18 protein-coding genes and 1 pseudogene are annotated in these 20,672 nt (G+C 61.1%); 13 read left to right on the forward strand and 6 right to left on the reverse strand.

All coding sequences use genetic code 11. The features are described from left to right. Nucleotides 1-99: 99 nt before the first annotated feature. The 8 genes and pseudogenes from M0D69_RS05330 to M0D69_RS05365 all read left to right on the forward strand — a co-directional run. A pseudogene (locus M0D69_RS05330) lies at nt 100-798 on the forward strand (amino acid permease); the annotation flags it as partial. Nucleotides 799-1,068: 270 nt separating this feature from the next. Continuing rightward, nucleotides 1,069-1,545, forward strand: coding sequence for a (2Fe-2S)-binding protein (locus M0D69_RS05335; RefSeq protein WP_301781037.1), 477 nt, complete (start codon nt 1,069-1,071; stop codon nt 1,543-1,545). A 67-nt stretch (nt 1,546-1,612) separates the two neighbouring features. Continuing rightward, nucleotides 1,613-4,033 (forward strand): xanthine dehydrogenase family protein molybdopterin-binding subunit, encoded by a 2,421-nt coding sequence (locus M0D69_RS05340; protein ID WP_301781038.1) that lies wholly within the window; start codon nt 1,613-1,615, stop codon nt 4,031-4,033. 12 nt (nt 4,034-4,045) lie between these two features. Continuing rightward, on the forward strand, nt 4,046-4,846 hold the full coding sequence (locus tag M0D69_RS05345) for a xanthine dehydrogenase family protein subunit M (protein WP_301781039.1): 801 nt from the start codon (nt 4,046-4,048) through the stop codon (nt 4,844-4,846). Nucleotides 4,847-4,949: 103 nt separating this feature from the next. Next, nucleotides 4,950-5,837, forward strand: coding sequence for a MoxR family ATPase (locus M0D69_RS05350; protein ID WP_301781040.1), 888 nt, complete (start codon nt 4,950-4,952; stop codon nt 5,835-5,837). 5 nt (nt 5,838-5,842) lie between these two features. Then, a complete protein-coding gene (locus tag M0D69_RS05355) occupies nt 5,843-7,042 on the forward strand; it encodes a VWA domain-containing protein (protein WP_301781041.1) in 1,200 nt (399 codons plus the stop codon). Beyond that, nucleotides 7,033-7,602 (forward strand): CoxG family protein, encoded by a 570-nt coding sequence (locus tag M0D69_RS05360; protein WP_301781042.1) that lies wholly within the window; start codon nt 7,033-7,035, stop codon nt 7,600-7,602. The genes M0D69_RS05355 and M0D69_RS05360 overlap by 10 nt, the downstream gene beginning before the upstream one ends. Beyond that, nucleotides 7,575-8,594 carry an XdhC family protein gene (locus M0D69_RS05365; protein ID WP_301781043.1) on the forward strand — a complete coding sequence of 340 codons (1,020 nt, stop codon included), beginning with the start codon at nt 7,575-7,577 and terminating at the stop codon, nt 8,592-8,594. Before M0D69_RS05360 ends, M0D69_RS05365 begins: the two co-directional genes overlap by 28 nt. A 142-nt stretch (nt 8,595-8,736) precedes the next feature. Here the strand turns inward: M0D69_RS05365 and M0D69_RS05370 are convergent, their stop codons facing one another. The 3 genes from M0D69_RS05370 to M0D69_RS05380 all read right to left on the reverse strand — a co-directional run bounded on the left by M0D69_RS05370 (nt 8,737) and on the right by M0D69_RS05380 (nt 10,997). Further along, on the reverse strand, nt 8,737-9,462 hold the full coding sequence (locus M0D69_RS05370) for a PepSY-associated TM helix domain-containing protein (protein WP_301781044.1): 726 nt from the start codon (nt 9,460-9,462) through the stop codon (nt 8,737-8,739). A gap of 174 nt (nt 9,463-9,636) precedes the next feature. Next, complete coding sequence (locus M0D69_RS05375) at nt 9,637-10,701, reverse strand: serine/threonine protein kinase (protein WP_301781045.1); 1,065 nt, start codon at nt 10,699-10,701, stop codon at nt 9,637-9,639. Between the two features lie 83 nt (nt 10,702-10,784). Next, nucleotides 10,785-10,997, reverse strand: coding sequence for a hypothetical protein (locus M0D69_RS05380; protein ID WP_047895387.1), 213 nt, complete (start codon nt 10,995-10,997; stop codon nt 10,785-10,787). A 305-nt stretch (nt 10,998-11,302) separates the two neighbouring features. Here M0D69_RS05380 and M0D69_RS05385 point away from each other — a divergent pair, with 305 nt between their 5' ends. The 4 genes from M0D69_RS05385 to M0D69_RS05400 all read left to right on the forward strand — a co-directional run bounded on the left by M0D69_RS05385 (nt 11,303) and on the right by M0D69_RS05400 (nt 15,223). Beyond that, the gene (locus tag M0D69_RS05385) at nt 11,303-12,586 is read left to right on the forward strand and encodes an MFS transporter (protein WP_301781046.1); all 1,284 of its coding nucleotides are present in this window, start codon (nt 11,303-11,305) and stop codon (nt 12,584-12,586) included. A gap of 250 nt (nt 12,587-12,836) precedes the next feature. After that, nucleotides 12,837-13,022, forward strand: a complete 186-nt coding sequence (locus tag M0D69_RS05390; protein WP_047895389.1) for a hypothetical protein — start codon at nt 12,837-12,839, stop codon at nt 13,020-13,022. A gap of 281 nt (nt 13,023-13,303) precedes the next feature. Further along, a complete protein-coding gene (locus M0D69_RS05395; protein WP_301781047.1) occupies nt 13,304-14,086 on the forward strand; it encodes a DUF1295 domain-containing protein in 783 nt (260 codons plus the stop codon). A gap of 24 nt (nt 14,087-14,110) precedes the next feature. Beyond that, entirely contained in the window at nt 14,111-15,223 is a 1,113-nt protein-coding gene (locus M0D69_RS05400; RefSeq protein ID WP_301781048.1) for a cyclopropane-fatty-acyl-phospholipid synthase family protein, read from the forward strand. Between the two features lie 44 nt (nt 15,224-15,267). Here the strand turns inward: M0D69_RS05400 and M0D69_RS05405 are convergent, their stop codons facing one another. Together M0D69_RS05405 and M0D69_RS05410 are read right to left on the reverse strand one after the other, a co-directional pair. Beyond that, nucleotides 15,268-16,740, reverse strand: a complete 1,473-nt coding sequence (locus tag M0D69_RS05405; RefSeq protein ID WP_301781049.1) for an amidase — start codon at nt 16,738-16,740, stop codon at nt 15,268-15,270. A 78-nt stretch (nt 16,741-16,818) separates the two neighbouring features. Then, nucleotides 16,819-17,514 (reverse strand): dienelactone hydrolase family protein, encoded by a 696-nt coding sequence (locus tag M0D69_RS05410; protein ID WP_301781050.1) that lies wholly within the window; start codon nt 17,512-17,514, stop codon nt 16,819-16,821. 642 nt (nt 17,515-18,156) lie between these two features. Here M0D69_RS05410 and M0D69_RS05415 point away from each other — a divergent pair. Then, nucleotides 18,157-19,302 (forward strand): branched-chain amino acid ABC transporter substrate-binding protein, encoded by a 1,146-nt coding sequence (locus tag M0D69_RS05415; RefSeq protein WP_301781051.1) that lies wholly within the window; start codon nt 18,157-18,159, stop codon nt 19,300-19,302. A gap of 136 nt (nt 19,303-19,438) precedes the next feature. Here M0D69_RS05415 and M0D69_RS05420 read toward each other — a convergent pair whose 3' ends face one another. Continuing rightward, a complete protein-coding gene (locus tag M0D69_RS05420) occupies nt 19,439-20,611 on the reverse strand; it encodes an MFS transporter (RefSeq protein WP_301781190.1) in 1,173 nt (390 codons plus the stop codon). Between the last annotated feature and the right edge of the window lie 61 nt (nt 20,612-20,672).

Below are 20,672 nucleotides of genomic sequence, written 5' to 3' on the forward strand. Positions count from 1 at the left end.
AGACGGCCTTGCGTCAACCCATGCTGCGCCCGGACGTGGCCGTCTTGCAGAAGGAGCCCCGGTCCTTTAGGGCCGCGAGGACGTCAACGGCTTCGATTTTCGGTGTCGTCGGCGGCCGAAGAAGTGAAGAATCCGAAACGCGATCTGCCCATCGCCATTATTTCGTCGCTGGCGGTTTGCGCCGTGCGCTATGTGGCGGTGGCGGCGGTGGTGACGGGCATTGTTCCGGCTGCGCAATTCGCCAATATCTCGCATCCGGTTTCGTACGCGCTGCAGGTCGCGGGGCAAACGTGGGTGGCGGGTTTTATCGATCTGGGCGCGGTGCTCGGCATGCTGACCGTGATTCTGGTGATGAGCTACGGCCAGACCCGCATCATCTACGCGATGTCGCGCGATGGCTTGCTGCCGGCGCGTCTGTCGAAGGTTCATCCGAAATTCGGCACGCCGTTCTTTACGACGTGGCTCGTAGGCATTTTCTTCGGGCTGATCGGTGCGCTCGTGCCGCTGAACGTGTTGGCTGAGCTGATCAATATCGGCACGCTCGCCGCGTTTTCGATGGTGTCGATCGCCGTCCTGATCATGCGACGCACGCACCCCGATCTGCCGCGCGCGTTCCGTTGCCCGGGCGTGCCGGGCGTGCCGGTCGTGCCCGTGCTGGCTGTGGCGGCGTGCCTGTTCCTGATGCTGAATCTGCAGGCGGTGACGTGGATTGCGTTCGCGCTATGGCTGGCGATCGGGTTGGCGATCTATTTCAGTTATTCCCGCTGGCGTTCGAAATTGGGGCGAGGGGTGGAGTGATCCGCCGAGCTTGAACCAAGCTGTTTAGCGATACGCCGCCCATCGAGGCGGCGTTTTTACGACCGCCTTCCGCGATATAAAACTCCCGCATGGCGACACCCTGCCCCCACCTTTAGCCCAATAGCGACCGTCTGCATTTTGTGCTTTACTCATTGTCACAACAAATAAACACGAACCCAGCCAGACACTCACAGTCGTGAAGTCCGCAAGGTCAGTGAAACAAAAGCGGTGAGTGAGCTTCGGCTGTTCCATCCCGAAGGAGACAGAAGCATGGCACTCAGCATCAGTCTGACGGTCAACGGCAAAGCCGTCACCGCCACCGTCGAACCCCACATCCTGCTAGTCCAGTTTCTCCGCGAGGAACTCGGTCTTACGGGCACGCACGTAGGCTGCGATACCGCCCAGTGCGGCGCGTGCACGGTCCATCTGGACGGCCGCGCCATCAAGTCGTGCAACATCCTCGCCGTGCAGGCTGACGGGTCGTCGGTGACGACTATCGAAGGGATGGCGAAAGATGGCGAGCTCCATCCCATGCAAGCCGCCTTCAAGGAGTGCCACGGCCTGCAATGCGGATTCTGTACGCCCGGCATGGTAATGAGCGCGACTTCCCTCGCCGCTCAAAAGCCCGATCTGACCGAAGCCGATGTCCGCGAACAGCTCGACGGCAATCTCTGCCGATGTACGGGGTATCACAACATCGTGAAAGCCGTGGTGCAAGGCGCGCAAGCCATGAAGGCTGCGCCCTGAGCCACCGCCCGCGCTTCACTCACCTTTCCGATGACGATAAAGATTCGCGCCTGAACAGGAGTCCGCGATGAATGCCCCCGAGACACCCGATACCCACCGCATGATTGGCGCCGCTGTCAAACGCAAGGAAGACTATCGCTTCCTGACGGGCAACGGCCAGTACACCGACGACGTCGTCCTGCCGCGTCAAACCTACGCCGTCTTCCTGCGCTCGCCGTACGCGCACGCGAAGATTCGCAGCATCGATATCACCGCCGCGAAAGAAGCGCCTGGCGTCGTCGCGATTTTTACCGGCGCGGATATGGCCGGCGAAAACGTCGGCGGATTGCCGTGCGGCTGGCTGATTCATAACATCGATGGCAAGCCGATGAACGAGCCGCCGCATCCCGTGATCGCGCATACAAAAGTGCGGCACGTGGGCGATCAGGTGGCGCTGATCGTTGCGGAATCGGTGAAGGAAGCGAAGGACGCGATCGATCTGATCGAAGTGGACTACGACGTGCTGCCGGCTGTCGTCGATACCGCCACTGCCGCCGATCCAGGTCAGCCGCAAGTCCACGATGAAGCGCCGAACAACCTCTGCTACACCTGGGGCCACGGCGATAAAGCCGCCACCGACGCCGCCTTCGCCAAAGCCGCGCATGTGACGACGCTGGATATTGTGAATCAGCGCCTGGTGCCGAACGCGATCGAACCGCGCGCCGTGAATGCGAGCTATTCGAAGTCCGACGACAGCTACACCGTCTACGTCGCGAACCAGAATCCGCACGTCGAGCGTTTGTTGATGGCGGCGTTCGTGTTGTCGCTGCCTGAGTCGAAACTAAGGATCATTGCGCCGGACGTGGGCGGCGGTTTTGGTTCGAAGATTTATCTGTATGCGGAAGATGTGGCGCTGACGTGGGCATCGAAGAAAGTACGGCGTCCGATCAAGTGGACATGCGAGCGCTCGGAAGCTTTTCTCACCGATGCCCACGGCCGCGATCACGTCACGAAAGCCGAACTCGCGATGGACGCCGACGGCAACTTCCTCGGCCTGCGCGTGCATACGACGGCCAACATGGGCGCGTATTTATCGACCTTTGCGTCGGCCATTCCGACCATCTTGTACGCCACGCTGCTCGCTGGGCAGTACACCACGCCCGCGATCTACGCCGAGGTGAAAGCGGTGTTCACGAACACCGTTCCCGTCGATGCCTATCGCGGCGCGGGGCGTCCCGAAGCGACTTATGTGATCGAACGGATCGTGGAAACGGCGGCGCGCGAGATGAACATCGATCCGGCGGAATTGCGGCGGCGTAACTTCATCCGTTCTTGGCCGTACACCACACCGGTCGGTCTGACCTACGATTCCGGCGATTACTCAGGTTTGCTCGATCGCGCGATGCAACTCGCCGATGTCGAAGGATTCCCCGCGCGGCGCGAGGAATCGAAGAAGAACGGCAAGCTGCGCGGCCTCGGGTATTCCTGCTACATCGAAGCGTGCGGACTGGCGCCATCGAATCTGGCAGGTGCGTTGGGTGCGCGGGCGGGCTTGTTCGAAGCCGGCGAAATTCGCGTGCATCCCACGGGTTCCGTCACCGTGTTCACCGGCTCGCATAGTCACGGACAAGGGCACGAAACCACCTTCGCGCAAGTCGTGGCGGATCGGCTTGGGGTATCGATGGATAACATCGAGATCGTTCACGGCGACACCGGGCGGATTCCGTTCGGCATGGGTACGTATGGCTCGCGGTCTATCGCGGTCGGCGGCTCGGCGATCATGAAGGCGCTCGACAAGATCGAGGACAAGGCCAAGAAAATCGCGGCGCATTTGCTGGAAGCGTCGGCGGAAGATATCGAGTTCAAGGATGGCATTTTCCGCGTGGCGGGGACCGACAGGACGAAGGCGTTCGCGGAGGTATCGCTGGCGGCTTACGTGCCGCACAACTTCCCGCTCGACAAGCTCGAACCCGGCCTCAACGAAAACGCGTTCTACGATCCGAGCAACTTCACGTATCCATCGGGCGCGTATTTGTGCGAAGTGGAAGTCGATCAGGACACGGGCGAAACGCGCATCCAGAAGTTCACGGCCGTGGATGATTTCGGCAACATCGTCAATCCGATGATCGTCGAAGGTCAGGTGCATGGCGGGATTGGACAGGGCATCGGTCAGGCCATGCTCGAGCGCGCTGTGTACGACAACGAAAGCGGCCAGTTGATGTCCGGCTCGTTCATGGATTACGCGATGCCGCACGCCTCCGACCTGCCGAACTTCGATGTGGAGACGTCCAAGGGCACGCCATGCGTGCATAACCCGCTCGGGGTGAAGGGCTGCGGCGAGGCGGGCGCGATTGGCTCGCCGCCGGCGGTGATCAACGCGATCATCGATGCGCTTTCGCCGCTCGGCGTGACCGATCTGCAGATGCCTGCGACGCCGCATCGCGTGTGGGCTGCCATGCAGGCCGCCGCCGATGCCTCGGCTGCCCGTGGCGCTTCGACTCCCGCTTAAGAGGACTTCGACATGTACTCATTCGATTATCAACGGCCGGACAAATCCGATGCAGCGGTGGCGTTCCTCAAGCAGCACGACGACGCCAAATATCTATCGGGCGGGCAGAGTTTGCTGCCGACCATGCGTTTGCGTCTTGCGCAGCCGTCGGCGCTGGTGGATGTGACGCGTATCGGCTCGATGAAGGACATTACGGTTACGGGCGACAAGGTGACTATCGGCGGCGCGGTGTGTCATGCGCAGGTTGCCGCGAACCCCGAGGTGCAGCGTGCGATACCGGGGCTCGCGGATCTTGCCGGTCATATTGGCGACCGGCAGGTTCGGGAGCGCGGGACGATCGGCGGATCGCTTGCCAACGACGATCCGGCTGCGTGTTATCCGGCGGCGGTGTTGGCGTTGAACGCGACTATCGTGACGGACAGAAGGCGCATAACCGCCGATGACTTTTTCCTCGGCATGTACGAGACGGCTTTAGAGCCCGATGAACTGATTACATCGGTGGAGTTTCCGATCGCCGAGCGCGCGGGGTATGAGAAGTTTCGGAATCCTGCTTCGCACTTTGCGCTGGTGGGCGTGTTCGTTGCGAAGCATCCAGGCGGCGTGCGAGTGGCCATCACGGGTGCTGCGTCGAGCGTGTTTCGGGCTTCTGCGCTTGAGGCGGCGTTATCGAAGGATTTCTCGGCGGCGGCGGCGCGCAGCACCACAATTTCCGCCGATACACTCAACGAGGATATGCACGCGAGTGCCGCGTATCGGGCGCATTTGATTCCGATTCTTGCGGGTAGGGCTGTTGATCGGGCCCTTGGGTTCTAGTATCGGCTCGCAGCATCAAGGGTTTTTCGCTCGCGCCGATGGACGGGCTGGGGCTCTGCCGGCGCGAGCGAACAAACACTGACCACAGAGACCCAGGAGCCTCATGGACCCGGCATCAATCGACGAAACGCTCGTCGCCCTGAGCGGGCAGCAATACTTCGCCAGCCGCGAACTGGCGACGGGGCTTTTTCTCGCATTGAAAATGCAGCGCCCGTTGTTCCTGGAGGGTGAACCGGGCGTCGGCAAAACTGAGCTCGCAAAAGCCGCCGCTGGCGTCCTCGGCACGCAAATGCTGCGGCTGCAATGCTACGAAGGCCTCGATACAGCCAGCGCGCTCTACGAATGGGACTACCCGCGCCAGATCATGGCGCTACGTCTTGCCGAGGCAGCGGGCGAACAACCATCGAACGATTCGCTCTACAAAAGCGAATTCCTGCTCAAGCGCCCGTTGCTGCAAGCGCTTATGCCGGACCCGTTGAATCCGGCCACGCGGCGCGTTCTGCTAATCGATGAAATCGATCGCGCCGACGAACCGTTCGAAGCTTTCCTGCTGGAATTGCTGTCTGACTTCCAGGTATCGATTCCGGAGTACGGCACCGTGCGCGCTGAACGGCCGCCGCTGGTCGTGATGACATCGAACCGGACCCGCGAAGTTCACGATGCACTCAAGCGGCGCTGTTTATATCAATGGATCGGTTATCCGGCGCGCGATGTGGAACTGCAAATCGTCGCAGCGCGCGCGCCCGAAGCCAGCGTGGAACTGCAGGCAAGGGCGGTAGCGTTTGTGCATCGGCTGAGGACATTGGATTTGTTCAAGGCGCCGGGCGTAGCGGAGACCATCGATTGGTGTCGTGCGCTCGCTGCGCTTTCCGTCAGCGAGCTTGATCCGCAATCGGTGCAAGACACGCTGGGCGTGCTGCTGAAATACCAGGACGATCTCGCGCGTGTGGACGCTGCCGAAATTGCGCAGTGTCTGGCTGCTCCAGCCTGACCATCATGTCAACGCCAACGCTTGCTCACAACGTCGTGCACTTCGTGAGGCTGCTGCGCGGCGCGGGTCTGGCGATGTCGCCGGCGCACAGCGTGGATGCGCTCGAAGCGTTGCGCTGGATCGACATCACCCGTCGCGACGATGTCCGCGCTGCACTCGCTGCATTGCTCGTTCACGCTCCCGACGAGCGCGAACTCTTCCATCAGGCCTTCGATCTTTTCTGGCGCGATCCCGATTGGGAAGGGAAATTGCGCGCACTATTGCTGCCGAAAGTGACAAACGGCGTGCCGCCGCCGAAACGCAATAATCGCCTCGCCGATGCGCTCGCTGCGAGAGCGGCCGAATCGAAGCGCAGTAGCGAGCAGGAAAGCGTCGAGCATCTCCACGCGCGCATCACGTTCAGCGCCCAAGAGCGCTTGAGTCATCGCGATTTCGATACCCTTACGTCCGACGAATGGCGCACGCTGCGGCATCAAATCCGTTCACACAGAATGCCGCTTGCCACCGAGCCGACGCGTCGTTTAAAAACCGCATCGCACGGCACGCATGCCGATTTGCGCGCGAGCGCGCGCAGCGCCGTGCGCTCGGGCGGCGACTGGACCACGTGGAAATACAAAAAAGTCGTCGAACGCCGGCCGCCGCTGGTCCTGCTGCTCGACATTTCCGGGTCGATGAGCGCGTATTCCCGGGCTGTGCTTTACTTCTGCCATGCCTTGCTGCAATCGCGCGAACGCCTGCAAGTGTTTCTGTTCGGTACGCGCCTGACCAATGCCACGCGAGCACTACGCGAACGCGATCCTGACGTCGCGATCGCCGCGATATCGGATCAGGTAGTCGACTGGTCGGGCGGCACGCGGATCGGCGCGGCGCTGGCCGAATTCAACCGCCGCTGGGCGCGACGGGTGCTCAACGGTCGCGCGACCGTGTTATTCGTCACCGACGGGCTCGATCACGAAGCAATCGATGTCCTCGAAACCGAGATGCTGCGTTTGCGCCGCTTTGCACATCGGCTGGTCTGGCTCAATCCGTTGCTTCGATACGCCGATTTCACGCCGCGCGCCCGGGGCGTACGGGCGATCCTGCCGCATGTCGATGCAATGCTTGCGGCTCATAACCTCGACAGCCTGAACGCTGTCGGCCGGGAACTGGCGGCGGTGACGCGTCGTGAAGACCGGAAATCAGCCGGAGACACGTCATGGACCTGACTGAAACGCATCAGTTGCCTGTGCCGCAGGACGTCGCGTGGGAAGCGCTGAACGACACTGAAATACTGCGCGCGTGCATTCCCGGTTGCGAAAGCATAGAAGCCGATGGCGAGAACGCTTACGCGGTGGCAATGACGGCATCGGTGGGACCGGTGAAAGCGAAATTCAAAGGACGCATGAATCTGGTGGACATCGACGCGCCGCACACGTACACCATTGTGTTCGAAGGGCAGGGCGGAGCAGCCGGTTTCGGCAAAGGTCAGGCGAAGGTGAACCTGGAACCGGGCGACAATGCCGACTCGACCACGTTGTCCTACACGGCCAACGCGCAAGTGGGCGGCAAGCTCGCGCAGATCGGGTCGCGGCTGGTGGATGGGGCTGCGAGGAAGATTGCCGGCGAGTTTTTCAAGCGATTCAGTGCGCAGTTGACGAAGGGCGATGAACCCGAGGGTGAGTCCGAGGGTGAATCCGCGGGTGGCCCCGATCAAGCGGCTGCGGACGGTGAAGGTGAAGTGAAGAAGAGGAAAAGATCATGGACAGCGTGGATCTCGAAGTCCTGAGAAACAGCGCGCGATGGCTCGAACGGGGGCATCGCGTGTTGCTGGTGACGGTTGTCAAGACGTGGGGCTCATCGCCCCGGCCCGAAGGTGCGATGCTCGCCGTGCGCGATGACGGCGCGGTGATGGGATCGGTGTCTGGCGGATGCATTGAAGACGATTTGATCGAGCGGGTCCGGCAACGCGGCATCGAGCAGACGAAGCCTGAAAGCGTGAAGTATGGGATTTCGGCCGAAGAAGCGCATCGGTTCGGACTGCCGTGCGGCGGGACGATTCAACTGGTGCTGGAACCGTTGTCGATGGCGAGCGGTATCGCCCAATTGTGCGAGGCCGTTCTGGCGGGTCGGCTGGTGACGCGTACGCTCGACATGAACACTGGCGCGGTCAAGCTCGAGCCGGCGCTGGCGACGGATGGCGTTACCTTCGATGAAACCACGCTCTCGACTATTCACGGACCGCGGTATCGGATGCTCGTGATCGGGGCGGGGCAGTTGTCGCGGTATTTGTGCAGCATCGCGGTCGGCCTGGATTATCACGTGACCGTGTGCGATCCGCGCGAGGAGTACACGGACGAGTGGGACGTGCCGGGGACGAAAATCGTGCGCACGATGCCCGACGATACCGTGATGGAAATGAAACTCGATGAGCGCTGCGCGGTGATTGCGTTGACGCACGATCCGAAGCTCGACGATCTGGCGTTGATGGAAGCGTTGAAGACGCCCGCGTTTTACGTAGGAGCGCTGGGGTCGCGACGCAATAACGCGGCGCGCAGGGAACGGCTGAAGGAGTTCGATCTCTCCGACGCCGAGCTCGCGCGCTTGCATGGGCCGGTGGGGATTTATATCGGCAGTCGAACGCCGCCGGAGATTGCGGTATCGATTCTTGCTGAAGTGACGGCGGCCAAGAACGGGGTTTCGCTGCCGACTATCTTGCAGGTCGAAGGTGCAAAGGCGGCGCGGGAACTTGAAGGGTCCGGTGAGATTTGCGGGATATAGATGTATGCAGAGTCGCCACGCTTTAAACGATAAGCGCAACAAACTGGCTTAACGCGGTTGTCGCGCCAAAGCTAAATATCAAAAAACCCCGCATTTCGCGGGTTCCACGTTCAAACAGCAACGCAAGTCAGGATCGGCCGCCTCACATCAACCCCATCCAGGCCATTGCGACAATCGACGCCATCACAATGACCGCCCCTACGGTCTTGCGTTTATTCAACTCGGTCCACAACAACACGCCTGTCAACGACAGCAGAATAATGCTGCCGGCGAGCGTATCGATGAGCAGCACCCACCCCACGCTCAATCCCGTGCCTTTATGCAGATTGCTCATCGTCGCGAGAAAACTGTTCTCGGTGCGTTTCACCGATACAAACCCATTCCCCACCCAGTATTCCGCCGATACCGCCCCACTCGGCGATGCCACCGCCACCGTCCACAACTCCGGCTGCATGGTCTTCTGATCGCCCCAGCCCACCGCATGCGCGGGTTCACGTTTCCCTCGACCGATAACGCCGTCGAGCTTGAGTTCTTGCTTGAGCCATTTGCCGAGTTCCATCGGCGACTTGAGACTGTGTGCGGGCAAGGCCATTTGCATCTGCGACACCTGCGGTTCGCCGCTCGATATCTTCAACGGACCGGCGCGATGATTCAGCAGAAAACCCGTCGTACCGAATAGCAGCCCGAGCACAGCGCCCCACAAACCCACCCAACCATGCACCTTGCGCAGCCATTTTATGAACGTCGCGCGGCGCGAGCGCTGTTTGCGAACGATTTGTTCGGCATCGTCGATAACGCGGCCGCCGCGTGGCGCGTACGGCATCGTGGTCACGTTGGACGCGGGTTCAAAAGTTTCAGGCGCGTTCACGCATCTCTCCATAAGGGCGCAGCAAAAGGGGTGTACTGCAGAGGGTTTTCTCACCGATACGGCCAAAAAAGCGCATCGGCTGAGCAAATCATTTCAAATGATAATGGTTATCATTACATGATTGTCAGAATTCTTCAATAGCCGCGTCGGAGGCGGGCTATCGAGGAAATCGACTCAAACCGGCCAGAGTGGCCCTTCTTCCATCGCGCCGACCTGCTCGCGCAATTCGAGAATGCGGTCTTCCCAATACCGCTGCGTGTTGAACCACGGAAACGCGGCGGGAAACGCGGGATCGTTCCAGCGACGCGCCAGCCACGCCGCGTAGTGAATCAACCGCAGCGTACGCAGGGCTTCGACCAGATGCAGTTCACGCGGCTCGAAATCGCAGAAATCCTCGTAGCCGGCCAGCAGATCGCCCAGCGCGCGCGACGCCTCCGGACGATCACCCGGCAGCAGCAGCCACAGATCCTGGATGGCGGGCGCCATGCGGCTATCGTCGAAATCGACGAAATGCGGACCCGCATCCGTCCAGAGCACGTTGCTCGGATGACAATCGCCGTGCAGCCGGATGCTTTTCACATCGCCGGCGCGCTCATAGCATCGCTCGACGCCTTCCAGCGCCATTTTCACCACGGTTTCATACGCTTCGCGAACGTCCCGCGGCACAAACCCGTGCGTGAGCAAAAACTCGCGCGGTTCGTAGCCGAAGGTCTGGATATCGAGCGCGGGCCGTTCCACATACGGCTTGATCTGCCCGATCGCGTGGATCCGGCCGATAAACCGCCCGAGCCATTCCAGCGTCTCCGGCCGGTCGATATCCGGCGCGCGCCCGCCGCGCCGTTCGAAGATGGAGAAGCGAAAACCCTCGAAGTGATGGAGCGTCGCGCCATTCAGCACACGCGCCGGCACCGCCGGAATTTCACGCTCGTAAAGCGTGGAAACGAAAGCGTGCTCTTCGAGAATGGCGTCGTCGGACCAGCGCAACGGTCGGTAGAACTTCGCGACCATCGGCGGCCCGTCTTCCATGCCAACCTGATACACACGATTTTCGTAGCTGTTGAGCGCGAGCATGCCGCCGTCGGTGCGTTCGCCAAGCGGCATCAGGACGCTGTCGAGTGCATCGAGCACGCGCTCGGGCGTGAGATCGGCGAAAGGCGGAGCCGGGGGATTTGCGTTGTCGCCGGAGAAAGAGAGGCTGTCTGCGGGCGCACGCGATGCATCGGAATGGTTCGAGTTCATCCCTGCATTGTGACGCGCATCGCCGGGGGAAGCATCAGCGATGCGCGGTTACAGCAAACAGAGTCGTGAAATGTGCCCGATTCTCAATGCATTAGCGCGTTGGTCGGGCGAACGAGTTCGCCGGTATCAATCAGATCTTCGAGGAAGAACGGTTCCGTATTGAGCAGTTCCGACGTACCGGGCTCGTCGGCGTACCAGGCGACCATGGCCATGTCGCCGAGAATGCGCATGACAATGCCGCGTGCGCCCTGTGGCACAGCGATATGGACGGAGCGAACGATTGAACCGATTTGCATGATGACTCCCCGAAGTGTGCCGGCAGGACAGTGCGCGTGCCGGTCGGTTCTGGATAAAGCACAGGAGGTTGATCCCCTGTGCACGAGATCGAAGTGCCGCGCGTAAATTCCTCGAATGCCTGCAACTCGCAGCGTATCCAGATGATTTCGGCTGAAACGATGTTCTACTTTAGCGCATCAATTCGCCTCGGGTCGAAATCTTGCACCGTATTAAAAAAATGCAGGAGCGTGCGAAGAGGTCTCGAAAGTTGATTGAAAGCGCACGGCGCACCGTCCGGCGAAACCCTGATGATCACGGTATCGTTATGGTCTTCGCCACCGGAGATCCACTTGTGACTTCATCGCCGGCGCCGTCCCGGTCAGCGTCGTCCTCCTCGCTTTCCCCCGATTCCCTGCTGTACCTCGAACGCGGATCGCGCGCTTACTGGCACGCGGCGATTGCCCTGCTGTTTGCAGGCTACGCCACCTTCTCGCTGCTCTACTGTGTGCAGCCGCTCCTTCCGGAATTCACCAAGGCGTTCGGCGTGAGCCCCGCGCAAAGTGCGTTGTCCGTATCGGTGACGACGGCCTCGCTCGCCGTCGCGATTTTTATCGCCGGCTTTGTTTCGGAGGGGTGGAGCCGGCACCGGTTGATGACGTTGTCGCTGACGGCTTCCTCGTTGCTCACGATCATCGTGGCGTTTCTGCCGAGCTGGCATGCGCTGCTGTTCGTGCGTGCGCTAGAGGGGCTCGCGCTTGGCGGCGTGCCGGCGGTCGCCATGGCCTATCTCGCCGAGGAAGTACATCCCGACGGCCTCGGCCTCGCGATGGGACTCTACGTCGGAGGCACTGCCATTGGCGGAATGGCCGGACGCGTGATCAGCGGGATTCTCGCGGACGTGTTCTCGTGGCGGGTCGCTATCGGCGGAATCGGAGTGCTGGGGTTGCTCGCCACGCTGGCGTTTCGTGCGCTCCTGCCGCCCTCGCGACGCTTCGTGCCGCGCGCCGGGATGAGTTTTAGCCATCATCGGACCGCGCTTTCCGGGCACCTGAAAAATCGTGGCCTGCCGTTCCTGTTCCTGATGGGTTTCGTGCTCATGGGCAGCTTCGTCACGCTTTATAACTATGTCGGTTATCGGTTGATTGCGGCGCCGTTCAATCTGAGCCAGGCGGAGATCGGCGCGATTTTCGTGGTGTACCTGACGGGCGTGGTGGCGTCGCCCTGGTCCGGAAAAATGGCCGATGTGTTCGGCCGCGGCCGCGTGCTGATCGCAGCGCTCGTGCTGATGATCTTTGGCGTGGCGCTGACGTTGTCGATGTCGTTGCCCGTGGTGATTACGGGCATCGCGTGCATGACGTTTGGATTCTTCGCCGGCCATTCGGTCGCGAGCGGCTGGATTGGCCGGTTGGCCAAAGGCTCCAAAGGCCAGGCAGCCGCGCTTTATCTGCTGGCGTATTACATCGGCTCAAGCGTGCTCGGTTCGTGGGGCGGGCACTTCTGGACCATCGCCGGCTGGCCCGGCGTGAGCGGCTTCGTATTCGTCCTGCTGCTGATCGGTCTGGGCGGTGCAGAATACTTGCGCCGACGAGAGCGGCACGCAGATACTTAGATCGATTAGCTAAAATCCACGCGCGAACGCAACGAAAGTCTTTTGTAAAGACTAACCAATGAGGGTTTTTCTGTATCCGCTTAAAGCATGCGGGCGGAAAAGCCCGTCACATAAGGCGTTTCGTCTGTTGTTCACCAACGTTTGCGCAAAGCAGCACAAATAAAGCGTAATCCACGTCCTATACTCAAATCGACAGTGCGACGTCTCACGCAGTCAGGTGGACGCTGAGCACGGGCGATGGGAGACGTGTATGACCACCTACTTCACGATCGGCGACTTCATCCTGATCATCCCGATGGCGCTTGCAGGCATTCTCTTCCTGGGCGCCGTACCGTGCGCCACGCAATTCCGGAAAAACACCCTACGCGTATTCGGCGCGCTGCTCGGCGTACTGGTTGCATTTTTGCTGGTGGAAGGATTGCCGGCGCTGGTTTAGCAGTCCAATGGGCTGATTGGCGCGGCGGGCCTAATGGGCTCGACTTCCACGCCTGCTGGACAGGAACAGCGCGCGCGAAACGCGCTGTTCCTGCGTTCCCGGCCATCCTCGGGCATCTCCTACGCTCACGTTCGTTCCGAACGTCGAGCTCTTTGTATTACCGCTTCCAATTCCCTCTCGCTGGCGCATCCGCCAGATGGCAGCATGCGTAATTAGTCCCAATCGCTCCACCAGTCGATGCCAACCGATATTCAACGCAAAAAATCGACATCGAGGACTTAATGCCGCCGCTCACTGTTGCCGTTATTGCTTTTATCGCGCTCGTCGTTGTTTTCACGACGGTCTGGGCGTGGCAAGTTAAATCGAAGAACGCCGGCATGATCGATCCTGTCTGGGCGATGTCGCTCGGCGTGGTCGCGTTGCTGATTGCAGTGCTCGGACAAGGCGATCTGCACACGCGGGTCATTGTGGGAATCAGCGGGTTCGTCTGGGGTATGAGGCTTGGCGTGCATCTGTGGAAACGTAATGCCGGTCACGGCGAGGATCCGAGATATCACAAGTTCCGCGAGCAGTGGGCCGCCGATACCAACAAGAAAATGTTCTGGTTCTTCCAGTTGCAAGCCGTGATTTCGATGCTGCTGTCGCTCGCGTTTTTCGTGCCGGCCTATCGCACGACGCCGCCCGGCGCTGCGTGGGTCGCGTTGGCTGCGGTGATCTGGGTGATCTCGATTGCGGGCGAAGCGCTCGCCGATCATCAGCTACTTATGTTCAAGGTGGATCCATCGAATCGCGGCAAAGTGTGTCGCGCCGGCCTGTGGCGTTACTCGCGGCATCCGAACTACTTCTTCGAATGCGTGCATTGGGTCGCGTACATTCCGCTCGCGATCGGCGTTGGCGGGTGGATTGTCGCGATGCTGCTGCCGCCCGTCCTGATGGCGTGGCTGCTGATGAAAGTCTCGGGCGTACCGATGGTCGAAGCGGAATCGGCTAAAAAACGCCCGGGATATGCCGACTATATGCGTACGACCAGCGCATTGATTCCATGGCCGCCGCGTCATCCTTAAATAATAATAGCGAGGAGTTTTCACATGAGCGAGCTGCCATCGCAAGCGGTTATGTCACAACCACAAGAAAAAGAAGCCCCGCCGGACAGCTGGCTGATCGACTGGTGCGAGCGCGGCCGGATTCCGGACTCGCTCGTGCGCCTGGGGATGCGCCGGCTGATGAAACAGCGCCTGCGCGATGAAGGTGTCGACAATGGCGAAGCGCGTTCGAAGCGCTTCAACCGCCTCGTCGATGAACTGCGCGCAAGTCCGATCGCGATCGAAACGCAAGCCGCGAACACGCAGCACTACGAGGTGCCGGCGGCGTTTTTTCATGCGCATCTCGGCGAGCATCTGAAGTATTCGTGCTGCTTGTATCGGACGGGGGCGGAAACGCTCGATCAGGCCGAGCGCGCAATGCTAGAGGAGTACGCGGCCCGCGCGCAACTCACCGATGGCCAGCGCATCCTCGATCTCGGTTGCGGCTGGGGTTCGCTCTCGTTGTGGCTGGCGGAAACTTATCCGCGCTCGCGGATCGTGGCGTTATCGAATTCGCAGGGGCAGCGGGCGTTTATTGAAGCGCAGGCGGCCGAGCGCGGCATCGCGAACCTGAGCGTGGTGACGGGGAATATTGTCGATTATCAATTCGAGCCGGCGCTGCTCGGCGATGGTTTCGACCGTGTTTTATCGATAGAAATGTTCGAGCACATGAAGAACTACCGGTTGTTGCTGAACAAGATCTCGGGTTGGATGTGCGAGGACGCCAAGCTTTTTGTGCATGTGTTTGCGCATCGCACGCTGGCTTACCACTTCGAGGTGAAGGACGGTAGCGACTGGATGTCGAAGTACTTTTTCACGGGCGGGACGATGCTGTCGGAGGCGTTACTGCTGCATTTTCAGGACGATCTCAAGATCGACCGTCAGTGGTGGGTGAGCGGCGCGCATTATGAAAAGACGGCGAATCAATGGCTTGAGAATCTGGACGCGGCGCGCAGCGAGTTGATGCCGCTCATGGTCCTGACTTACGGTGCTGCCGATGCCTCCGTCTGGTTTCAGCGCTGGCGCATGTTTTATATGGCGGTGGCGGAGTTGTTCGGCTACGCCGGAGGCAATGAATGGGGCGTTGCGCATTACCGGTTTTCCAAGCGCTCCCGCTAACCCAATTAACTAAAGGGTATCGCTCGCGTCTTCGTCGAACCCGTTCACCTTGCCGCCATCAACGCCGGCCGCCGGGCAAACCATGGCCTCGCGGCCTCCAGTTGCGCCGCGAGCCGGAACAGCGTCGCGTCATCGTTCAAGCGTCCGGCGAACTGCACGCCAATCGGCATGCCGCGGGCATTCCAGTACAGCGGCACGGACATCGCCGGCTGGCCGGTGAAGTTGAAAAGCTCCGTGCAACCGGCCCAGTCGAACGCTTTCTTCGCCGATACCGACAACATTCGCCGCACCAGCGGTTCAACAGGAAGCGCAGTCAGCACGTGCATCTGCAAACGCTCGAATGGCGTCGGCTGCTTGGCGCCAATCTTGAACGGCGCGGCAGCAAGCGTGGGCGTCAACAACACGTCGTATCGCGTCATCAACGCGGCCATCTTCGCCGTAACCTGGCGCTGCATTTCAAGCGCCGCCGGTAGATCCCGCTCGCCGATCTTCCGGCCGACATGCGCCATCGCCCATGATGCGATCTCGAAATCGCCGCGCTTCGGCTTCTGACCGCTGATGCGATCGGCGTGCAACACAATCTCCTTGGCCAGCACCGACCACATCACGAGGAACGCATGAGCGATAGCGTCGAAATCGAGCCCAAACGACGCCGGCTCCACACGATGACCCAGCGATTCAGCGAGCTTGGCGGCATCGTCGAGAGCAGCTTTCACGTCCGCCGACAATTCCCCCGCAAGCTGCGGCTCCAGCATATAGCCGATGCGCAACGGCCCGCACGGCTCGCTGACGGCTCGGAAGAACGAGCCCGATTGTCCGGTCGATGTGAGGTCGAGCAGCAAGGCGCTATCGCGGACACTTCGCGACACCGCGTGATCCACCGATAAATCGCCGGGTGACGGCAGCGGTTGCGGCTGGACATCGTTGGATGGCTTGTAGCCGAACAAACCGCAACACGACGCCGGGATGCGGATCGAGCCGCCGCCGTCCGCCGCGTGTGCCAGCGGCACGACGCCGCCCGCAACGGCCGCGGCTGCGCCGCCGCTGGAACCACCCGTGGTGTAGTCGAGTCCCCATGGGTTGCGCGTCGGTCCGAACAACTCGGGTTCGGTGTACGGCATCTGGCCGATTTCAGGCGTGTTGGTCTTGCCGAAGATGTTGAGCCCGGCCTGCTTCGAGCGCGCGATGATCAGCGAATCTTCAGTGGGCGTGTAGTGCTGGAAGTGACGGCAGCCCATCGACATCCGCAAACCCGCAACCGGCGCGCCCAGATCCTTGATGAGGTAGGGAACGCCCGCGAACGGACCCTCGCCGAGGGTGCCGGAGCCATCGCGGCCGCCACGGCTCGCGCGATTGCGAGCCGCCTGATAGTCCTTCAGCACGATGGCGTTGAGCGCGGGATCGACAGCTTCGGCGCGCGTGATTGCCGTATCGATCAATTCCCGCGCGCTGACCTGGCCGCTGCGCACGAGCTCGGCGAGGCCGATCGCGTCGTAGTCGAGATACTCGGACTGCACGGTTCTCCCTTGTTTGATGCGGTTGTGTCCCGTCTTCTCAGGCGGCCAACCGCGCAGTCCGCGGGGTTGTGCGCTGGGTTACGAATGCTCGCCGAGGAACGTGAGCGTGCGGCCGTGCGCCAGTGCCGATGCCGCTTGATTGTACGATGCGCGATCCGTGCAATTGAAGCCGTGATCCGCGCCCGGGTATACGTGGACCTGTGCGTCCTTGCCCGCGAAGCGCTGCTTCACTGAATCGACTGCGTCGGACGGAATGTGGGCGTCGAGTGCGCCGTAGTGGAATTGCATCGGCACCTTGATCTTGTCGGCTTGGTCGAGCTCGTTCTGGATGCCGCCGCCGTAGTAGGCCACGGCGATATCGAACGCACCTTGCGCCGCCGACAAATACGCAAGCCGGCCGCCGAGGCAATAACCGATACCCGCGACCTTGCCCGTGACTTCCGGCAACGCGCGCAGCGCGGCGGCAGTCGCGGTGACATCGGCGACGGCCAGCGTCACGTCGAGCTTGCCGTAGATTTCCATCGCCTTCTCGCGGTCTGCACCGGCATAGCCGAGTTCCACGCGCGGCTGGACGCGCCAGAAAATGTCCGGCGCGAGCGCGACGTAACCATCGGCGGCGTACTGGTCTGCGACGGCGCGGATGTGCGAATTCACGCCGAATATTTCCTGGATGATGACGATGCCCGGACCTTTGCCTGCCTTGGGCAACGCGAGATAACCCTGGAAGGTGTCGCCGTTTGCTGGAATGTCGATCCAACGGGATGTCACGGTCATGATGAAGCTCCTGGCTGATGCCTGAATGATGGGGGCGAAAAAGCAGCGGGTTAGTGTGCCACCATTCGAACCGCCTTGCTGGCAAGGGCTCAGGCTGTAAAGTGGCTGTAGGAAACACCCCCGGCAGCGCGTCTCTTCATGGGCGTTTTCGCGACCCGCGTACGCGTATTCCATAAGGCCCGGAAGCGGCGGCTAGTTAATACTCCTTCCCTGGTCTTTAACCCGACTTCTTAACCCGCCCAATTGACTCCAAACAAGCGGACCGGATAATAACGGCATGGCCCGCTAAAACTAAAGCGACACCTCTAGAATGCCGCGAACGGCGCCATCGGCAGAAGTGCCAATCCGCTGAAGAACCGCATGAACAGGAGCTTTCCGCATTGCACCAGCACACTTTCAATAGCTTCTCAACACATCTCTTATTGGTAGTCGCACCACTATCCTAAAAAACTTCCCCAAATTAATTTGACAACCCTACACTTGCGCGCAGTACGGATGGCGGCTGCCAAAAACGGCCGGCTGAAGGACTAGCCAAGTGCATGACGATGCATCCGGCGTGGTCGTCCACGGGGCTGAGCGATCGTGATGAAGACGGAGCACAGGGCGACACCGTTGTTTTTGGGACCGAAACTGGAGACTTACATGAACACCAAGCTTCACAAACTGTTGCCTATCAGCGCTGCAGCGCTGCTGTTCGCCTCGATGGCAACAACCGCTACGGCCGACGAGACCGTCAAGATCGGTCACGTTGCACCGTTGACCGGCGGCATTGCCCACTTGGGCAAGGACAACGAAAACGGCGCGCGCCTCGCAGTTGAAGAAATCAATGCCAAGGGTCTGACGATCGGCGGCCAGAAGATCACGCTTCAACTCGACCCGCAAGATGACGCGGGCGACCCGCGTACGGCAACGCAAGTTGCTCAGAAACTGGTCGATGACAAAGTGGTCGGCGTGGTCGGTCACCTGAACTCCGGCACGAGTATCCCGGCTTCGAAGATCTATAGCGATGCCGGCATCGTCCAGATCTCGCCGTCGGCTACCAACCCGACCTACACGCAGCAAGGCTTCAAGACGACGTATCGCGTGGTGGCAACGGATGCTCAGCAAGGTCCGGCGCTCGCCAACTTCGCCGCCAAGACGATGAAGATGAAGAGCGTGGCGATCGTCGACGACTCCACGGCTTACGGCCAGGGTCTCGCGAATGAATTCGAAAAGACCGCCAAGGCGCTCGGCCTGAACGTGATGTCGCATGACGCGACGAACGACAAGGCTGTCGACTTCCGCGCCATTTTGACGAAGATCAAGGGTGAGAATCCTGACGCGGTGATGTACGGCGGCATGGACGCAACCGGCGGCCCGTTCGCCAAGCAAGCCAAGCAACTTGGCCTGCGCGCCAAGGTGCTGGCTGGCGACGGCGTATGTACCGAAAAGCTGGCTGATCTGGCAGGCGATGCAGCCGACAACGTAGTCTGCTCGGAAGCCGGCATGGCGCTCGAGAAGATGGAAGGCGGCCCGGCATTCGCAGCCAAGTTCCAGAAGCGTTTCGGCCAGCCGATCCAGATCTACGCTCCGTTCACGTATGACGCGGTGTACATCATTGTTGACGCAATGAAGCGCGCTGGCTCCACCGATCCGGCAAAGATCGTTGCTGCCATGCCGGGTACGGATTACAAGGGCGTGATCGGCGAAACGACCTTCGATTCGAAGGGCGACCTGAAGCACGGCGTGATCTCGCTGTACGACTACAAGGGCGGCAAGAAGACGCTGCTGGACGTGGTCAAGATGTAATTTCGCGGGCGGTCCGGTCTCGTGCTCGTGACCAGGACCGCCTTCGATGATTCTTTGAAAAAACGCGCTGATTTCGGTCAGCGCGTTTTTTTTGCGAGGGCGTTTCGCGAGGGTTTATCGATCCCCCTCTCTGCGCTCAGAGCTTCAACTGCTTCATGATGCGCGGTCCGACGAGCGCGATCAGCGCCGCACACGCTGCAACTATCGATAACCCGATCGGCAGCGTGCTCACCTGCGCCACACCGCCTATCAGCACCGGCCCGAACAGCAAGCCGAAGTATGCGAGCCCGGCGACGTGCGCCAGGCCTTCGGCCGCGCTTACGCCCTCTACGCGCGCGGCCGCAGCGAACAGCACCGGCATCATGTTCGCGAGGCCGAGTCCCATCAGCGTGAAACCCGCCAGCGTGACTACCGCATTTGGCAATAACAGCGCCGCAACCATGCCGATAAACGCCAGCGCCGCACTCGCGAAGATGAGCTGCGGCGCGCCAAAGCGAGCGCGCACCGCATCGCCGCCGAAACGCCCCGCCGCCATGCCGCCGGTGAACGCCGCGTAGGCCGCGCTCGACAACGCGGGCGTGGACAGTACGACGTCGCGCATATAAACCGTGGCCCAGTCGTACATGGCCCCTTCGGCGATCAACGCGATCAAGGCCATGCCGCCCAGCGCCCACAATGCCCTGGAGCGCCAGCGATTCGACGACGACCGTCCGCCATGGTGGTCGTCCGGGTGAGGGACATGCGGCAGCACGGCGGGCATCGACACCAGAACCACGATCAAACTCACCACTGCTGCCAGCACGAGATGCGCGAGCGGCGGCATGCCGTGCGCGAGCATTACGCCGCCGGCTGCCGCACCGGCCATCCCGCCGATACTGAACATGCCGTGCAGCGACGACATGATCGGCCGGTCGAGCGCTTCTTCTACGGCGCTGGCTTCGGCGTTCATCGCGACATCGAGCGTGGCCATGCTGAAGCCGAACAACGCCAGCACCACGAGCAGCAGCCAGTAGAACGGCGCGGCCAGGATCAGCGCCCCGCAAACCGACATGCCGATACCGCTCGCGAGGCACGCGCGGCGCGTGCCGACGCGCGCGATCCACGGGCCGTTAATGAGCATCGCGACGATCGAGCCGGCGGCGACCGCCAGCAGCGCAAAGGACAGCGAGCCCGGGCTCAGGTGAAATTTGTCGCGTACGGTGGGCACGTGAACGCCCCACGAGGCGTACAGCATGCCCGCGATGAAAAACACGGCCATGGTCGCGTAGCGCGCTCGCTCGCGTTTTGCCACGGGAAGCCGGCGATGCACGGCGTTTGGAGTGTCGTGCCCGACGGCACGGGCGCTGGAAACGGATTCGGACACGGGAATC

The sequence above is a fragment of the Caballeronia sp. SEWSISQ10-4 2 genome, assembly GCF_030464885.1.
In the GTDB taxonomy this organism is placed as follows: Bacteria; Pseudomonadota; Gammaproteobacteria; order Burkholderiales; family Burkholderiaceae; genus Caballeronia.

What these genes read in the sequence shown, in the direction of transcription:
- M0D69_RS05335 (WP_301781037.1), top strand. Translation starts at nt 1,069, where the DNA reads ATGGCACTCAGCATCAGTCTGACGGTCAACGGCAAAGCCGTCACCGCC.
- M0D69_RS05340 (WP_301781038.1), top strand. Translation starts at nt 1,613, where the DNA reads ATGAATGCCCCCGAGACACCCGATACCCACCGCATGATTGGCGCCGCT.
- M0D69_RS05345 (WP_301781039.1), top strand. Translation starts at nt 4,046, where the DNA reads ATGTACTCATTCGATTATCAACGGCCGGACAAATCCGATGCAGCGGTG.
- M0D69_RS05350 (WP_301781040.1), top strand. Translation starts at nt 4,950, where the DNA reads ATGGACCCGGCATCAATCGACGAAACGCTCGTCGCCCTGAGCGGGCAG.
- M0D69_RS05355 (WP_301781041.1), top strand. Translation starts at nt 5,843, where the DNA reads ATGTCAACGCCAACGCTTGCTCACAACGTCGTGCACTTCGTGAGGCTG.
- M0D69_RS05360 (WP_301781042.1), top strand. Translation starts at nt 7,033, where the DNA reads ATGGACCTGACTGAAACGCATCAGTTGCCTGTGCCGCAGGACGTCGCG.
- M0D69_RS05365 (WP_301781043.1), top strand. Translation starts at nt 7,575, where the DNA reads ATGGACAGCGTGGATCTCGAAGTCCTGAGAAACAGCGCGCGATGGCTC.
- M0D69_RS05375 (WP_301781045.1), bottom strand. Translation starts at nt 10,701, where the DNA reads ATGAACTCGAACCATTCCGATGCATCGCGTGCGCCCGCAGACAGCCTC.
- M0D69_RS05380 (WP_047895387.1), bottom strand. Translation starts at nt 10,997, where the DNA reads ATGCAAATCGGTTCAATCGTTCGCTCCGTCCATATCGCTGTGCCACAG.
- M0D69_RS05385 (WP_301781046.1), top strand. Translation starts at nt 11,303, where the DNA reads ATGGTCTTCGCCACCGGAGATCCACTTGTGACTTCATCGCCGGCGCCG.
- M0D69_RS05390 (WP_047895389.1), top strand. Translation starts at nt 12,837, where the DNA reads ATGACCACCTACTTCACGATCGGCGACTTCATCCTGATCATCCCGATG.
- M0D69_RS05395 (WP_301781047.1), top strand. Translation starts at nt 13,304, where the DNA reads ATGCCGCCGCTCACTGTTGCCGTTATTGCTTTTATCGCGCTCGTCGTT.
- M0D69_RS05400 (WP_301781048.1), top strand. Translation starts at nt 14,111, where the DNA reads ATGAGCGAGCTGCCATCGCAAGCGGTTATGTCACAACCACAAGAAAAA.
- M0D69_RS05410 (WP_301781050.1), bottom strand. Translation starts at nt 17,514, where the DNA reads ATGACCGTGACATCCCGTTGGATCGACATTCCAGCAAACGGCGACACC.
- M0D69_RS05415 (WP_301781051.1), top strand. Translation starts at nt 18,157, where the DNA reads ATGAACACCAAGCTTCACAAACTGTTGCCTATCAGCGCTGCAGCGCTG.